This window comes from Polynucleobacter sp. 71A-WALBACH, from assembly GCF_018882365.1.
Lineage (GTDB): Bacteria > Pseudomonadota > Gammaproteobacteria > Burkholderiales > Burkholderiaceae > Polynucleobacter.
In genome coordinates this window covers 179,783-194,026 of sequence record NZ_JACVOP010000002.1, presented here as the reverse complement: position 1 = coordinate 194,026, position 14,244 = coordinate 179,783, and the positions used below count along the sequence as shown (strand labels likewise).

The 14,244-nt window shown below is 47.7% G+C and carries 14 protein-coding genes; 9 read left to right on the top strand and 5 right to left on the bottom strand.

The window, feature by feature from the left end:
- Positions 1-27 precede the first annotated feature (27 nt).
- From ICN42_RS08595 to ICN42_RS08585, 3 genes are read right to left on the bottom strand one after another with little or no spacing between them, the layout of a single operon-like run.
- Positions 28-987, bottom strand: coding sequence for a S49 family peptidase (locus ICN42_RS08595; protein WP_216253442.1), 960 nt, complete (start codon positions 985-987; stop codon positions 28-30).
- Between the two features lie 22 nt (positions 988-1,009).
- Entirely contained in the window at positions 1,010-1,696 is a 687-nt protein-coding gene (locus ICN42_RS08590) for an HAD-IIIA family hydrolase (protein ID WP_216253441.1), read from the bottom strand.
- The gene (locus ICN42_RS08585; RefSeq protein WP_216253434.1) at positions 1,689-2,708 is read right to left on the bottom strand and encodes an RluA family pseudouridine synthase; all 1,020 of its coding nucleotides are present in this window, start codon (positions 2,706-2,708) and stop codon (positions 1,689-1,691) included. Before ICN42_RS08585 ends, ICN42_RS08590 begins: the two co-directional genes overlap by 8 nt.
- Before the next feature lie 454 nt (positions 2,709-3,162).
- On the opposite strand from ICN42_RS08585, the gene ICN42_RS08580 reads away from it, so the two are divergent.
- From ICN42_RS08580 to ICN42_RS08560, 5 genes are all read left to right on the top strand, one after another.
- Entirely contained in the window at positions 3,163-5,817 is a 2,655-nt protein-coding gene (locus tag ICN42_RS08580) for an Rne/Rng family ribonuclease (RefSeq protein ID WP_216253432.1), read from the top strand.
- A gap of 82 nt (positions 5,818-5,899) precedes the next feature.
- Positions 5,900-7,009 (top strand): GTP 3',8-cyclase MoaA, encoded by a 1,110-nt coding sequence (gene moaA / locus ICN42_RS08575; protein WP_216253430.1) that lies wholly within the window; start codon positions 5,900-5,902, stop codon positions 7,007-7,009.
- The gene (gene mobA / locus ICN42_RS08570; RefSeq protein ID WP_216253428.1) at positions 7,009-7,614 is read left to right on the top strand and encodes a molybdenum cofactor guanylyltransferase MobA; all 606 of its coding nucleotides are present in this window, start codon (positions 7,009-7,011) and stop codon (positions 7,612-7,614) included. The genes moaA and mobA overlap by 1 nt, the downstream gene beginning before the upstream one ends.
- The gene (gene glp, locus ICN42_RS08565) at positions 7,611-8,933 is read left to right on the top strand and encodes a gephyrin-like molybdotransferase Glp (protein ID WP_216253426.1); all 1,323 of its coding nucleotides are present in this window, start codon (positions 7,611-7,613) and stop codon (positions 8,931-8,933) included. The genes mobA and glp overlap by 4 nt, the downstream gene beginning before the upstream one ends.
- Before the next feature lie 11 nt (positions 8,934-8,944).
- On the top strand, positions 8,945-9,238 hold the full coding sequence (locus ICN42_RS08560) for a hypothetical protein (protein ID WP_216253424.1): 294 nt from the start codon (positions 8,945-8,947) through the stop codon (positions 9,236-9,238).
- Here the strand turns inward: ICN42_RS08560 and ICN42_RS08555 are convergent.
- Complete coding sequence (locus tag ICN42_RS08555) at positions 9,235-10,248, bottom strand: D-glycerate dehydrogenase (protein ID WP_216253422.1); 1,014 nt, start codon at positions 10,246-10,248, stop codon at positions 9,235-9,237. The genes ICN42_RS08560 and ICN42_RS08555 overlap by 4 nt on opposite strands.
- A gap of 119 nt (positions 10,249-10,367) precedes the next feature.
- Here ICN42_RS08555 and fdxA point away from each other — a divergent pair, with 119 nt between their 5' ends.
- The 4 genes from fdxA to ICN42_RS08535 are packed head-to-tail and all read left to right on the top strand — an operon-like array spanning position 10,368 to position 13,082.
- Complete coding sequence (gene fdxA / locus ICN42_RS08550) at positions 10,368-10,691, top strand: ferredoxin FdxA (protein ID WP_041485149.1); 324 nt, start codon at positions 10,368-10,370, stop codon at positions 10,689-10,691.
- A 1-nt stretch (position 10,692) separates the two neighbouring features.
- Positions 10,693-11,736, top strand: coding sequence for an NAD(P)/FAD-dependent oxidoreductase (locus tag ICN42_RS08545; protein WP_216253420.1), 1,044 nt, complete (start codon positions 10,693-10,695; stop codon positions 11,734-11,736).
- Between the two features lie 38 nt (positions 11,737-11,774).
- Positions 11,775-12,569 (top strand): thymidylate synthase, encoded by a 795-nt coding sequence (locus ICN42_RS08540; RefSeq protein ID WP_216253417.1) that lies wholly within the window; start codon positions 11,775-11,777, stop codon positions 12,567-12,569.
- A 15-nt stretch (positions 12,570-12,584) separates the two neighbouring features.
- Complete coding sequence (locus ICN42_RS08535; protein ID WP_216253415.1) at positions 12,585-13,082, top strand: dihydrofolate reductase; 498 nt, start codon at positions 12,585-12,587, stop codon at positions 13,080-13,082.
- A gap of 73 nt (positions 13,083-13,155) precedes the next feature.
- Here the strand turns inward: ICN42_RS08535 and ICN42_RS08530 are convergent, their stop codons facing one another.
- The gene (locus ICN42_RS08530; RefSeq protein ID WP_216253413.1) at positions 13,156-14,238 is read right to left on the bottom strand and encodes a TRAP transporter substrate-binding protein; all 1,083 of its coding nucleotides are present in this window, start codon (positions 14,236-14,238) and stop codon (positions 13,156-13,158) included.
- Between the last annotated feature and the right edge of the window lie 6 nt (positions 14,239-14,244).

Sequence of the window (14,244 nt, the reverse complement as noted above, 5' to 3'; positions counted from 1 at the left end):
TTAAATTATTTTTTGTCTTGAGGTTTTTTATTTCAGGTCAGGCGTCTTAATTAATGCCTTACCCGCTGCCGCACCAACCTCAGCGCCAAAACGTTTAGCAACACGTTCCGCAAAATTCTCTTTCATGGTGTAGTCGAGAATATCTGGTGCCTTAAAGACATCCCGCGCTACAGAATCTACTGTTCCATAGCCGTCCACGAGGCCAATTTTGATTGCTTGCTCGCCGTTCCAAACTCGTCCTGAGAACATCTCCGGAGTTTCTTTAAGGCGATCGCCACGCCCTGCTTTCACAACGGCAATAAATTGCTGATGAATCTCATCGATCATGGTTTTAATCATTTCTACTTGCTGCGGATTTTCTTTAGAGAACGGATCCATCATTCCCTTGTTCGAGCCAGCAGTAATCATGCGACGAGTCACACCCAACTTATCCATCAAGCCAGTAAAACCAAAGCCTTCCATGATCACGCCGATCGATCCCACTAAGCTGGCCTTATCTACCAAAATTTGATCTCCCGCAACGGCCACGTAGTAACCACCGGAAGCGCAAATATCTTCTACTACGACATAAAACGGTTTGTTGGGATAGAGCTTACGTAAACGATGAATCTCATCATTCATCATGCCGGCCTGAACTGGAGAGCCTCCAGGGCTATTGATGCGTAAGACTACCCCTGCACTGTGTTCATTTTCAAATGCTGCAGTTAATGATGAGTTGATATCTAACGCATTGGCCATCGAACTCGAAGAAATCTCCCCCTCTAGCGTGACTAAGGCGGTATGTTTCTCAAGTCCAATGCCACGCCCTGGGACATGAAAATCAAACACTGCCAGCACTACGCCGATAAAAATAATCAGAGTGAGAATACGAAATACCGCTTTCCAGCGACGCGCTTTGCGAGTCTCTTTTAAATTCTCCAATAACAAATGCTCAAGGGCTTGACGCTCCCAGTTTTGATTTGCATTCTCGGATTGATTTTGATCCATCTTTTTAATCCTTAATTACTAACTAGTTTTTAACGGTGAGATTCTGACTTAACCAACTCGTCAATTGCGAGACATCATCCACATGAATCAGGGATGGCGCTTCTTTTAGAGTGCTGGGAGGATGCGCGCCATAAGTGACGGCTACCGCATCAATACCTGCATTAGCTGCCATATCCAAATCATGGGTGGTGTCCCCAATCATCAGCATGCGACGCATGGGCACTTGCATTGCATCTGAAAGCTCTAGGAGCATTCCAGGATGGGGTTTCGAGAAGGATTCATCGGCAGTACGAGTCTCATGGAACATCTGCTCTAGTTGGTGATGTTTTAAAGAGCGATCCAATCCCACACGGGACTTACCTGTTGCAACGCCTAATAGATAACCATCCTCACGTAAGCTTTGTAGCAACTCACGAATACCTGAAAATAAATCCAGCTCATGATCTTTGGCTAGGTAGTGATATCGAAAGCGTTCTGTCAATTTTGGGAAATAGGCTGGCTCAATCCAAGGCACCGCTCTTCTGAGCGAATCCTGAATACCCAAACCAATGACCGAGCTAGCTAAAGCGTCATCTGGCTCTTTAAAGCCTAAATCACGGCAAGCCTGCTGAATGCAATTCACGATCGTCGGTGTGGAATCCATGATGGTGCCATCCCAATCCCACACAATCAGGTCATACCGTCTATCGGGCTTTTGCTCTTCAGGCATCGCTAGTCACTTCAAAGTTTTTCATCATCGCTGTAAATTCAGCGGGCAATGGGGATTCGATACGCATCTTCTCACCCGTACGCGGATGAGTAAAGCCAGCTAAATGGGCGTGCAAATACAAGCGCTTGGACTTCACAATTTTGTCTTGATCTTCAAAACCGTACTTATCATCACCCAAAATGGCATGGCCGAGTTTTTGGAGGTGCACACGGATTTGGTGGGTACGCCCAGTTTTCAATTGAGCCTCGGCCAAGGTAATCGTCGCATCTGCGCGTTTCATTATTTTGGTAACACGCAAAGCCGTGTGACTTGGGAGGCCATCAGGGTCAACGCGGACGCGACGTTCACCATTGGGCAATAAGTACTTATGTAGCGGGAACTTAAGTTGCGCAGTTCCCGCACCTTGCGCAATTTCTCCATGGGCCAGCAAGTAATAACGCTTATCGGTCTGGCCTTCACGGATCTGTCGGTGCAACTCCACTAAGGCGCTGCGTTTTTTAGCCAGCAGTAATACGCCCGAGGTATCTCGATCCAAGCGATGGACCAATTCTAAGAATTGGAGTTCTGGGCGGGTAATCCGCAGAGTCTCAATGACGCCCAGGGCAATTCCGGAACCCCCATGAACCGCCAAACCTGTCGGCTTGTTCACTATTAATAGAGCTTCATCCTCGAACAAAATAGGCATTTTGTCGGAATAACCCTTTGCCCGAGACTTGGTTTGGGCGGTATTGACTGCTGCCATTTGAGCAGGCTCCGCAAGTCGAACCGGCGGCACCCTGACTACATCACCTTCGATCAAACGCGTAGTCGGCTCAGCTCTTTTCTTATTTACCCGGACTTCGCCAGAGCGAATAATCCGATAAACGTGGCTTTTGGGGACCCCTTTAGCCCAGCGTAATAAGTAGTTATCTAGTCGCTGGCCGGCCTCTTCTGGACCAATGGTCTGAAGATGCACAGCAGCCGGAACGGTGGGTTTTACCTGTGAAGGCTTGGAAATGGGTTCGGATTTCATGATTTATCTCTCTTGTCGCCTCGACAGGGGTCGACAAGGGACTTAACAATACCCCATTGTCGTTCAACTTGTGCCGTATAATCAACGCTCTAGCCAATTTATTGGCCCGAGACTAACCTGATTCAGGTTTGGAGCTTGGAGTCGCCCTTAATAGACTCCCGGGGTTGCCCCTCCCCCGTTGTAATGAGGCGCAGGGTTGGTGTGCCGTATGCCGCGACCCGCGATTAGAAGACAGTTTTCAGGCGCGCGCCTGCATTGATGACCTAAAGGAGGTCTCTGCGGCGATCGTCAAGTGTGGCACCGGTTTAACAACATTGAACTTGGTGTACTAGGCAATAAATGCCTGGATTTGCTTGATCCACACTCCAATCCGCCAATGGGCTATGGCCCCAAGCGGTATTTAACTTGTCCCCTAACGCAGCGCGCAACGACGCACTCCCAATAGGAGAGTGTTATGAAACGCATGTTATTTAATGCAACTCAACAAGAAGAGTTGCGAGTTGCCATCGTCGATGGTCAAAAACTCATCGATATCGATATCGAAGCTGCCGGTCGTGAACAACGTAAAGGCAATATTTACAAAGGTGTTATTACCCGCATTGAGCCCTCGCTCGAAGCTTGCTTTGTAAATTACGGCGAAGAACGCCATGGCTTCCTGCCATTTAAAGAAGTTGCCCGCACCTACTTTAAAGAAGGCATTGATGTCCGTAATGCCTCAATCAAAGAAGCGTTGCGTGAAGGCCAAGAAATTATTGTTCAGGTAGAAAAAGAAGAGCGTGGCCAAAAAGGCGCCGCCCTCACTTCTTTTGTCTCCCTAGCAGGTCGCTATTTGGTATTGATGCCAAATAATCCACGTGGAGGCGGTGTTTCTCGTCGCATTGAAGGCGAAGACCGTCAAGAACTCCGTGAAGCGATGTCTCAACTACAAGTACCCGATGGCATGAGCATCATTGCTCGTACAGCCGGTATTGGCCGTGACGCCACAGAATTGCAGTGGGACTTAAGTTACCTCATGCAGCTCTGGACAGCGATTGATGAAGCCGCTAAAGGCAATTCAGCGCCTTTATTGATCTACCTCGAATCTAGCTTAGTGATCCGCGCGATTCGCGATTACTTCCAGCCTGATATCGGCGAGATCCTCATTGATACCGATGATATTTATGAGCAAGCTGCGGCATTTATGTCCGTAGTTATGCCCGATAACTTGCCAAGAGTGAAGCGCTACCAGGACGATGTTCCATTGTTCTCCCGCTTCCAGATTGAGCATCAGATTGAAACCGCATATTCACGTACCGTGCCACTACCTTCTGGCGGCGCAATCGTGATTGACCATACTGAAGCTTTGGTTTCAGTAGACGTCAACTCTGCACGCGCTACTCGTGGCTCTGACATTGAAGAGACTGCCACTCGCACCAACTTAGAAGCTGCCGATGAAATCGCTCGTCAAGCACGTTTACGTGACTTGGGTGGCTTGATCGTGATCGACTTCATTGATATGGAATCGAGTAAGGCGCAAAAAGATGTTGAGAATCGTCTTCGCGATGCTTTGCGTCATGACCGTGCACGCGTTCAAATGGGCAAGATCTCCAAGTTTGGTTTGATGGAAATGTCACGCCAGCGTTTACGCCCTGCCCTCTCCGAAGGTAGCCACGTCACCTGCCCACGTTGTAACGGCACTGGCCATATCCGCGACACCGAATCATCCGCATTGCAAGTCTTGCGCATCATCCAAGAAGAGGCAATGAAAGAAAATACTGCTGCTATTCATTCACAAGTTCCAGTCGAAGTGGCTGCATTCTTGCTCAATGAGAAGCGTGCCGAAGTAATCAAGATTGAGACACGCTTCAAAGTCAATGTCTTGATGATTCCGAACAAGCATTTAGAAACGCCACATTACAAGCTTGAGCGGTTACGTCATGATGATCCACGTCTTGACGATCAAAAGGCTAGTTATGTGATGGCCGAAGAAGCTGCTGCTGAATTGGAAACTGATACCGCTGTAAGCCGTAAAGATGCTGAGGTTAAAGTGCGTCCTGAAGCAGCAGTCAAAGGTATTACACCAAACGCACCAGCGCCAGTAAGTCAACCACGTCCTGCACGTGCTGAAAAAGCGAAAGCTGAAACTACTAGCGGTGGTGGATTCTTTGGATTTATCAAGAGCCTCTTCTCTTCGGAGCCTGCACCAGAGGTGAAGACTGCTCCTAGCGCACCACGTGGTCGCAATCAAAATAGCCGCAACAGCAACAATCGTAATCGTGGTCGTCGCGGTGAACGTAACGATCGTGGTGAACGCCCAGCAACAGAAGGTGCAGCTGCTAGTGCCGAAGGTGCGAGTGCTCCACGCGAGGCAGGTGCTGGTAGAGGTCGTCAAGATGGTCGCAACCGCAATAACAGCAATCGCAACCAGAACACTCAAAATCCAAAACCAGAAAATCAAGCTGCAGTAACTCCAGCAACTGAAGCTGCGCCTGGAACTGATGTGGCTCCTAGCGCAGAAGGTGAAGAGCGTCGCGGTCGTGGTCGCAATCGTCGCGGTCGTGGTCGTGGTCAACGTGGCGAGCGTACCGAGTCGAATGGTGATGCAGCGATTGCTTCCGTTGTCGCTGTAGCAACTTCATTCTCAGGCCCGCCAGTAGGTATGGGAGGAGCATCTTCCTCTATGCCAATTCAGAATATTGCTCAAAGCTTTGGAAACACCATTGCGCCTGTAGCTTCTAGCGAGGTGAAAGAGCGTGCACCACGTGAACCGAGAGAACCAAGAGAACAACGCGCACCGCGTCAAAGTAATCGCTCTAGCAACACTGCCGCAGCTCCTGCTCCGCAGGCTGCGCAAGCAGCAGTAGCTACGATTGAAGTGATCGCTAAACCGATGCCTGAGCTTCCTAAAGTTGCCTTCCAGGCGCTTGAAGAGACTCCTTTGCATAGCGTAGTTCAGTCTGCAGGTATGGTCTGGGTAGCGACGGATGCTAGCAAGCATCAAGAAGCGCAATCACAAATCAAAGCTGAGCCAGAGATCCTAACTATGGGCAGAACGCCTAAGGCTCCTGTTAGCTTGCAAAATGGCCCCATGGTTTTAGTTGAAACCGGCGGCCAAGAAAAAACGGTTTAAACCAATTTCTCCAGACTGCTATTTATCCCACAAGGATATTTGGCAGTTTGGCAGAAACACCGTTTCACAGCCATAATTAGATATGGTTGAAAAAGTAATCCCAATACGTTTAGATGAAGGCAGGGGCCTCACGCCGTCCATTCCAGGACAGCTTGTTACTCCGAATGCCTTAACTAAAGATACTCGTGGACGCCCACTTCGCGATTTACGAATTTCAGTAACCGATCGTTGTAATTTCCGCTGCACCTACTGCATGCCTAAGGAAATCTTCGACAAGAACTATCCCTACCTCTCTCACAATGAATTACTCAGCTTCGAAGAAATCACTCGCTTAACAACAATCTTTGCAAGTCTAGGCGTAGAAAAAATTCGCCTTACTGGTGGTGAGCCCTTGCTCCGCAAAAATCTGGAAGTACTCATTGAGATGCTTGCCAAGATTCGCACCACGACAGATCAAGCTCTTGATCTCACGCTAACTACCAATGGCAGTATTTTGCGTAAGAAGGCAGTCGCATTAAAAGCAGCCGGTCTTCAGCGCCTGACTATTAGTCTTGATGGTCTCAATGATGAGATCTTCAAAAAAATGAATGATGTCGACTTTCCTGTAACCGATGTGCTCGATGGAATTGCTGCAGCTCAAGAAGCGGGCTTCACCAACCTCAAAGTCAATATGGTCGTTAAGAAGGGCACAAACGATCAAGAAATTATTGGCATGGCCAAGCACTTTAAAGGTAGCGGTGTCACACTTCGCTTTATTGAATTTATGGATGTGGGCAGCTCCAATGGCTGGGACATGTCTCAAGTACTTCCCTCCCAAGAAGTTGCCAATCGCATTAACGCTATCTTTCCAATAGAACCTATTGAGGCCAACTATCCTGGTGAAGTAGCTCAGCGCTGGCGCTATGTTGATGGTTCCGGTGAAATTGGCTTTATTTCCAGCGTTACACAAACCTTCTGCCATGAATGCACCCGTGCACGAATCTCCACCGACGGTCAGCTCTATCTTTGCTTATTCGCAAACGAAGGTTTTGACTTTAAGACTCTACTGCGCTCAGGCAGAAGTGATTTAGAAATCGCTAACGCTATTATGTCGACCTGGTCAGGACGCAATGATCACTATTCAGAAATTCGGGGATCTAATACAGTGGCTACTAGTATTCGAAAGGTAGAGATGTCTTACATCGGCGGCTGATGATTACTGCAAATCAAATTACTGGACTCATTTTGGCGGGCGGACGCGCGCAACGAATGGGTGGCATTGATAAAGGCTTGATTCCGTTTCACGGCAAGCCCATGATTGAATCCACCATCACTCGGCTAAAACCTCAAGTCAGCACCATTCTGATTAATGCTAACCGTAGCATTACAAAATATGCGCACTATGGCTACCCCGTTCTCATGGACCAAACTCCTGATTTCTCTGGCCCGCTGGCTGGTTTCTCTATCGGTATCAAGCATTGCAAAACACCTTACTTGTTGACATCACCTTGCGACTCTCCTTTGCTACCAATGGATCTTGCGGAAAAAATGGCAGTCGAACTTGAAGACAATAACTTAGAGCTTGTCTTTGCCTCCTCAAAAGAGGCTGACGGAAAGATTTGGTCCCAACCCGTTTTCTGTTTAATGAAAAATAGTCTGCAAGATTCTTTGGATGCCTTTTTAAGTAAAGGGGATCTGAAGATTGATCGTTGGTTTAAAGAATTGCGCTCTGGCACCGTCATATTTGAAAACGCTCAAGCATTTGCCAATGTGAATACGCCAGAAGAGCTAACTGCCCTAGAAAAAGTATCGTCATGACGGATTTAATTCAACACTCTCCGAATAGCCCCATTCTATTGACCGCTTCACTCCATGTTGATGAAGCTCGCAAGGCTATCTCTAATCTCGTCAATGAATTAATCGAAGAGTCTCATAAGCTCAATAGTGCGGGCAACATTGAGTCCGTCACCTTGGATCAAGCGATCAACCGCATCCTGGCAGAAGACCTCCTCTCGCCAATTGATGTTCCTGCTGCTGATAACTCTGCCATGGATGGCTTTGCTTTTCATGGTGAATGCCTGGGCAATAGCGAAGATGTCATCACCCTGAAAGTGGTTGGCACCGCTTACGCTGGTAAGCCATATATTGGTGATGTTGGTCCTGACGAGTGTCTCAAGATCATGACCGGCGCCCTAATGCCTCATGACTGCGATACCGTCATCCCTCAAGAATTTACTGAATTTGCAAATGAGTCAACGATAGGCTTTAAGCAAAATCAAGTAAAGCGCGGAGAAAACCGCCGCTTGCGTGGCGAAGATTTGCAAATTGGTAAAGCTGCTGTTGCCGCCGGTCGTTTATTGCGCCCCTCTGATCTAGGTTTAGCAGCCTCACTGGGTATTGCCAGCCTCAAGGTGCATCGTAGACTGAAGGTTGCTATTCTCTCTTCTGGAGACGAATTACGCTCCCTAGGGCAGCCTTTGGATACTGGCAGTATTTATGACAGCAATCGCTATAGCCTTACTGGCCTACTCAATCGTCTCAATTTAGACATCATTGACTGCGGAATTGTGCGCGATGACCCCGCATCACTCAAAGCCGCCTTTATAGATGCGGCTTCCAAAGCAGATGTTCTGATTTCCTCTGGTGGCGTCTCTGTTGGTGAAGCTGACTTTACCAAGCAAATCATGCAAGAACTAGGTGACGTTGGCTTTTGGAAAATCGCTATGCGCCCAGGTCGCCCGATGGCCTTTGGAATGTTGAAGCCAGTTCAGGGATCTAATCGCAAAACCCTCTTCTTTGGCTTGCCTGGCAACCCAGTAGCAGTCATGGTGACTTTCTACCAATTTGTCCGCTCCGCTTTACTGCAACTCAACGGGGCCAGCCAGACTGAGCCACCGATGACTCAAGCTATTGCCGAGACGCCCATTCGGAAAAAACCTGGTCGGACAGAATTTCAGCGCGCTATTTTGGGGCGTGGTCAAGATGGAAAGCCAACAGTCAAATTGACTGGCAGCCAAGGCGCTGGAATTTTGCGATCCATGAGCGAGGCAAATTGCTTTGTTATTCTGCCTCACGAACAAGGAAATGTGGCCGCTGGTGACTGGTTAGATGTGGCGCTTTTCGACGGACTGCTTTAAGATTGTCCCTCATGAAACTCACCAAAAAAGAAATCGCCTTCGTAGATCCAATGCATACCGCCAAAACCCTGGTTTTGGTTTATCTCTGTTTCTCTGTTCCGATTGTGTTGTTGGCCTTATTTGTAGCCTTCATCCGTGACGGTGCCATTCCTGGCTTTACCGTACTCTCCGCCTTGATTCTCAATGCCTTGCTAGGCTTTGCTTTGCTCTGGATTGCTTGCAAAGTTTACAACTGGGTCGCAGGTAAATTTGGCGGAATCGAACTCGCCCTTAGAGAACTCCCAGAAGAAGTGGAAGCTGATTAATTCTGAAACGTTTCAGCATTAATCAAGCTTGGTGGTTTCTTTCCATCAAGCGCTGCTCGTAAATTTTCAATCGCAAGATCCACCATCGCTCTACGAGTTTTTTCTGTAGCACTTGCAATATGTGGAGCCAATACAATGTTGCAGCACTTGAGTAACTCTGGATGCACTTGAGGCTCACCTTCAAAAACATCTAAGCCAGCTGCAAATATCTTGCCACTTTGCAATGCTTGGGCTAACGCAAGATCATCCACAATGCCACCACGAGCAATATTAATCAGGGTTGCAGTCGGCTTCATCAGCGCGATTTCTGGAGCGCCAATCGTATGATGATTTTGGGCGGTATACGGAAGCACCAAAACAACATGATCGGCAGTGCGAAGTAATTCTTCTTTGGAAACATAACTTGCACCACAGGCTTTTTCGTCAGCATCTGAGAGATGACTGCGGTTGTGATAAATCACTTTCATTCCAAAACCTAAGGCACGTTTAGCAATACCTTGGCCAATGCGACCCATGCCAATAATGCCGACTGTACTGTGATGCAAATCCATGCCAAGTGGGTTATTCACAATTGACCATTGCTCCCACTTACCAGCCCTTACCCAATGCTCGGATTCTGTAATGCGTCTAGCAGTTGCCATTAATAAAGCAAAGCCAAAATCAGCAGTTGTATCCGTAAGAACATCAGGGGTATTAGTAGCCATGACACCAGCAGCAGTAATCGCTGGGACATCAAAATTGTTATAGCCCACAGAAATATTGGCAACCACCTTTAACTCTTTAGCCTGCGAGAGAGCGGTAGCATCAATCCGCTCACTTCCAGCTACAAGGGCGCCCTGCACCTCTGAAAGGGCCTTTTGGAGCTCGTCAGGGGTAAAGATTTTGTCTGACTGGTTTGTTCTCACCTCAAAGGATTCTTCCAGTTTGGCTAGCGCCTCAGGAAATATGGCTCTTGCGACCAAAATCTTGGGTTTAGGGGAATGTGGAGAAGTATTCGCTGGAGTGTTCATAACGTGACTTTACCTCAAGTAAATTGACCCTTTTATCTGAAAAACAGCTTGATTCGGCTAAAATTGGGTTTTTATAACTTGGCGCTCGATTCATTGGCGCGCCCTACCTGTAAACCATCATGACTTACGTTGTTACCGAAGCCTGTATCCGTTGCAAATACACCGATTGCGTTGATGTCTGTCCAGTCGATTGTTTTCGCGAAGGCCCCAACTTTTTAGTAATCGATCCAGACGAATGTATCGATTGCGCGGTCTGCGTGCCCGAGTGCCCAGTCAATGCGATTTATGCGGAAGATGATGTGCCGGGAGATCAACAAGCTTTCATTAAATTGAATGCGGAGTTGTCACCTTCATGGACATCCATCACTAAATCTAAAGCGGCATTGCCAGAAGCTGAAGAGTGGAAAGACGTTAAAAATAAACTTGACCAACTGGTAAAGTAAATTGCACTCCCCCATTGAAACCGATGCAGTCATTATTGGCGCCGGTCCGGTGGGGCTCTTCCAAGTCTTCGAGCTTGGACTCCTAGACATTAAAGCCCATGTTATTGACTCACTTCCAGAAGTAGGTGGTCAATGCATTGAGCTCTATCCAGATAAGCCGATCTACGACATTCCGGCAATTCCAGTTTGTACTGGTCGCGAATTAGTTGGCAACCTACTAAAACAAATAGAGCCGTTCAAGCCGCAGTTCCATTTAAATCAAGAGGTCTCTACCCTTGAGAAACAGACTGACGGCCGCTTTCTGATTCGCACATCCCAAGATCAGCAATTTTTGAGTAAAGCTATTTTTATCGCCGCAGGTGTTGGCGCATTTCAACCACGCACACTGAATCTGGATGGGATCGAAACTTTTGTAGATAAACAAGTCTTCTATCGCGTCAGAAATCCTGAACAATTTAATGGTAAGCGCATAGTGATTTGTGGTGGCGGAGATTCTGCCTTAGATTGGGCATTACATTTTGCCGACAAGGCAGCAAGTGTGACGCTCATCCACCGTAGAGATGAGTTCAAAGCGGCACCTCAATCAGTTGCAAAGATGCGCGCCCTTTGTGCCGCTGGTGAGATGCAACTCATCATCGGACAAATTACGGGTCTTGAATCATCTAATGACAAGCTCACTGAAATTGCCGTCACCAATATTGATGGTGAAATTCAGATGCTTGGCTTAGATGCACTCTTACTCTTTTACGGCCTCTCCCCGAAATTGGGTCCAATCGCTGACTGGGGTTTAGATATTGATCGCAAACAAATTGCTGTAGATACTGCCTGCTTTCAAACGAGTACGCCTGGTATTTACGCTGTAGGTGATATCAACATCTACCCAGGCAAGAAAAAACTGATTTTGTCTGGCTTTCACGAGGCGGCCTTAGCGGCCTTTGCTGCGGCAGCCTACCTGGCGCCAGAAAAGCAGATTCAACTGCAATACACCACTACCTCCCCAAAGCTTCATAAAGCACTCGGGGTAAGCCCACCGACATTCGAGTAAGCTCTCCATATCACTGAATTCTTTAGCTAAATAAACCTATGCGTCAATATCACAACCTCATGAAGGAAGTCCTCGAAAAGGGCGTCCAAAAGTCTGATAGAACTGGGACTGGCACTATCTCTATCTTTGGCCATCAGATGCGCTTCAATTTGGCTGAAGGCTTCCCAATGGTGACTACCAAGAAGCTCCATCTCAAGTCCATCATTCTGGAATTACTCTGGTTTCTCAAAGGTAGCACTGATAACAACTGGCTCAAAGAGCGTGGTGTTTCCATTTGGAATGAATGGGCAGCACCTGATGGTGATCTAGGGCCAATTTACGGTTACCAGTGGCGTTCATGGCCCGCACCGAATGGTGAGCATATTGATCAGATTGCTGAAGTCGTAGAGACCCTAAAAAAGAATCCAGACTCACGTCGCATTATTGTTTCCGCATGGAACGTGGCAGATATTCCCCGTATGGCCTTAGCGCCTTGCCATGCTTTCTTTCAGTTTTATGTAGCCGATGGCAAGCTTTCCTGTCAGCTCTATCAGCGTAGTGCCGATATCTTCTTGGGCGTACCTTTCAATATCGCTAGCTATGCGCTGCTGACCCATATGATGGCGCAACAGTGCAATTTAGAAGTGGGTGACTTTGTCTGGACTGGTGGTGATTGTCATCTCTATAGCAATCATTTAGAGCAAGTCGATCTTCAACTATCGAGAGAGTTCTTCCCGCTACCTAAGTTGAATATTTTGCGCAAGCCAGACTCCATCTTTGATTATGAATTCGAAGATTTTGAAATCGCTGGCTATGAATCTCATCCAGCCATTAAAGCTCCTGTAGCTGTTTAAGAAATTGGATCGCCCATGACCGCAGCTAACCACCCCGCTATCTCCATGATCGTTGCCCGCTCACGTAATCACGTGATTGGTCGTGACAATCAAATGCCTTGGAAAATTTCCGCAGACTTGCAGTTCTTTAAAAAAGTAACCATGGGCTATCCAGTCATCATGGGGCGCAAAACTTGGGAATCCATTGGCCGCCCTCTGCCAGGACGCCGCAATATCGTGGTGAGTCGAAATTCCGATCTCCAGTTGACTGGCGCAGAAGTAGTTAACTCACTTGATACAGCACTTGCCACTTTGAGTGAGTTTCCCCGCGTATTTGTTATTGGTGGCGAGCAATTATTTACTCAAGCATTCCCGAAGGCCGATCGTCTTTACATCACGGAGATTGATATTGATGTAGAAGGTGGCGATACCTTCTTTAAGGTTCCCAGCCCATCCGAATGGAAAGAGGTGGAGCGCGCTCCAGCCTCAGAGGGCGACATTACTTTTAGCTTCGTTACCCTTGAACGACAGTAGTCCAGCGTTCAGCATGTAAAAGATAAAGGGCTCTTCAGAGCGCTTTTCTAATCTATCGTCTAAGCCCTCAGTATCAGAGCTTCTTCGCAAAACTATACTGAGCAAACGCCTGTTCAGCTACGTTAAACCACTGCGCTTCCATGTTTCTGAAAACACGATAGTCCTCGAAGATTTTCTTGAACTGTGGATTCTTAGCAGACTCTTCGGCATAGGTTTGCTGAGCTGCCTTAAAGCAAGCATCCAATACCGAGGTGTTGAACTTGCGCAATACCGCACCACTCTGAATGAGGCGCTGTAATGCGGGCGGGTTCAAGGCATCGTACTTGGCGCACATATCGGTATGCGCCTCAAAGCAAGCCGCTTCCCATGCCGCTTGATACGCTGGCGGCAAAGAATCCCACTGCTTCTTATTGACCAAGAATGAGAGTCCAGCTGCGCCCTCCCAGAATGCTGGGTAGTAATAGTTTTTGGCTACTTTAGCTAAGCCTAATTTCTCATCATCGTATGGACCAACAAATTCAGCGGCATCAATCGTGCCTTTTTCTAATGCTGAATAAATTTCACCAGCGGGCAACTGTTGTGGCACCACACCTAACTTCGCCAATACCTGCCCAGCAAAACCAGCAATGCGGAATTTAAGCCCCTTGAGATCTTCGGGAGACTTGATCTCTTTACGAAACCATCCGCCCATCTGAGTACCAGTTTGTCCACCCAAGAAGTTCACGATGTTGTAGCTGGCGTAAAGCTCACGCATAAGCTTCATGCCATTCCCGTGCAACATCCACGCGGATTGCTGGCGTGCGGTCATCCCAAAAGGTGCGGCTGTGTCAAAAATAAAGGCGCTGTTCTTACCCAAGTAATAGTAGCTGGCAGTATGCCCGCACTCTACCGTACCGTTCTGAACTGCATCTAACACTTGCAAAGCTGGAACTACTTCGCCCGCAGCAAATACTTTGACATTGAACTTGCCATCCGTTGCTTTGCGCAAAGCATTAGCAAATACTTCTGGGGTGCCAAATAAAGTATCTAGTGATTTGGGAAAGCTAGAGACCAAACGCCAGTTGAGCGTTGGAAGGCTCTGTGCAATAGAGGGGGCAGCCAATGCTGCTACACCTGCACCGATAGTGGCTTTCTTTAAAAAGGAACGTCTTTGCATCTTTCT

Coding starts and splice junctions, on each gene's coding strand:
- ICN42_RS08585 (WP_216253434.1), bottom strand. CDS start 2,708: ATGAAATCCGAACCCATTTCCAAGCCTTCACAGGTAAAACCCACCGTT.
- ICN42_RS08580 (WP_216253432.1), top strand. CDS start 3,163: ATGAAACGCATGTTATTTAATGCAACTCAACAAGAAGAGTTGCGAGTT.
- glp (WP_216253426.1), top strand. CDS start 7,611: ATGACGGATTTAATTCAACACTCTCCGAATAGCCCCATTCTATTGACC.
- moaA (WP_216253430.1), top strand. CDS start 5,900: ATGGTTGAAAAAGTAATCCCAATACGTTTAGATGAAGGCAGGGGCCTC.
- ICN42_RS08595 (WP_216253442.1), bottom strand. CDS start 987: ATGGATCAAAATCAATCCGAGAATGCAAATCAAAACTGGGAGCGTCAA.
- ICN42_RS08590 (WP_216253441.1), bottom strand. CDS start 1,696: ATGCCTGAAGAGCAAAAGCCCGATAGACGGTATGACCTGATTGTGTGG.
- ICN42_RS08530 (WP_216253413.1), bottom strand. CDS start 14,238: ATGCAAAGACGTTCCTTTTTAAAGAAAGCCACTATCGGTGCAGGTGTA.
- mobA (WP_216253428.1), top strand. CDS start 7,009: ATGATTACTGCAAATCAAATTACTGGACTCATTTTGGCGGGCGGACGC.
- ICN42_RS08535 (WP_216253415.1), top strand. CDS start 12,585: ATGACCGCAGCTAACCACCCCGCTATCTCCATGATCGTTGCCCGCTCA.
- ICN42_RS08555 (WP_216253422.1), bottom strand. CDS start 10,248: ATGAACACTCCAGCGAATACTTCTCCACATTCCCCTAAACCCAAGATT.
- ICN42_RS08560 (WP_216253424.1), top strand. CDS start 8,945: ATGAAACTCACCAAAAAAGAAATCGCCTTCGTAGATCCAATGCATACC.
- fdxA (WP_041485149.1), top strand. CDS start 10,368: ATGACTTACGTTGTTACCGAAGCCTGTATCCGTTGCAAATACACCGAT.
- ICN42_RS08540 (WP_216253417.1), top strand. CDS start 11,775: ATGCGTCAATATCACAACCTCATGAAGGAAGTCCTCGAAAAGGGCGTC.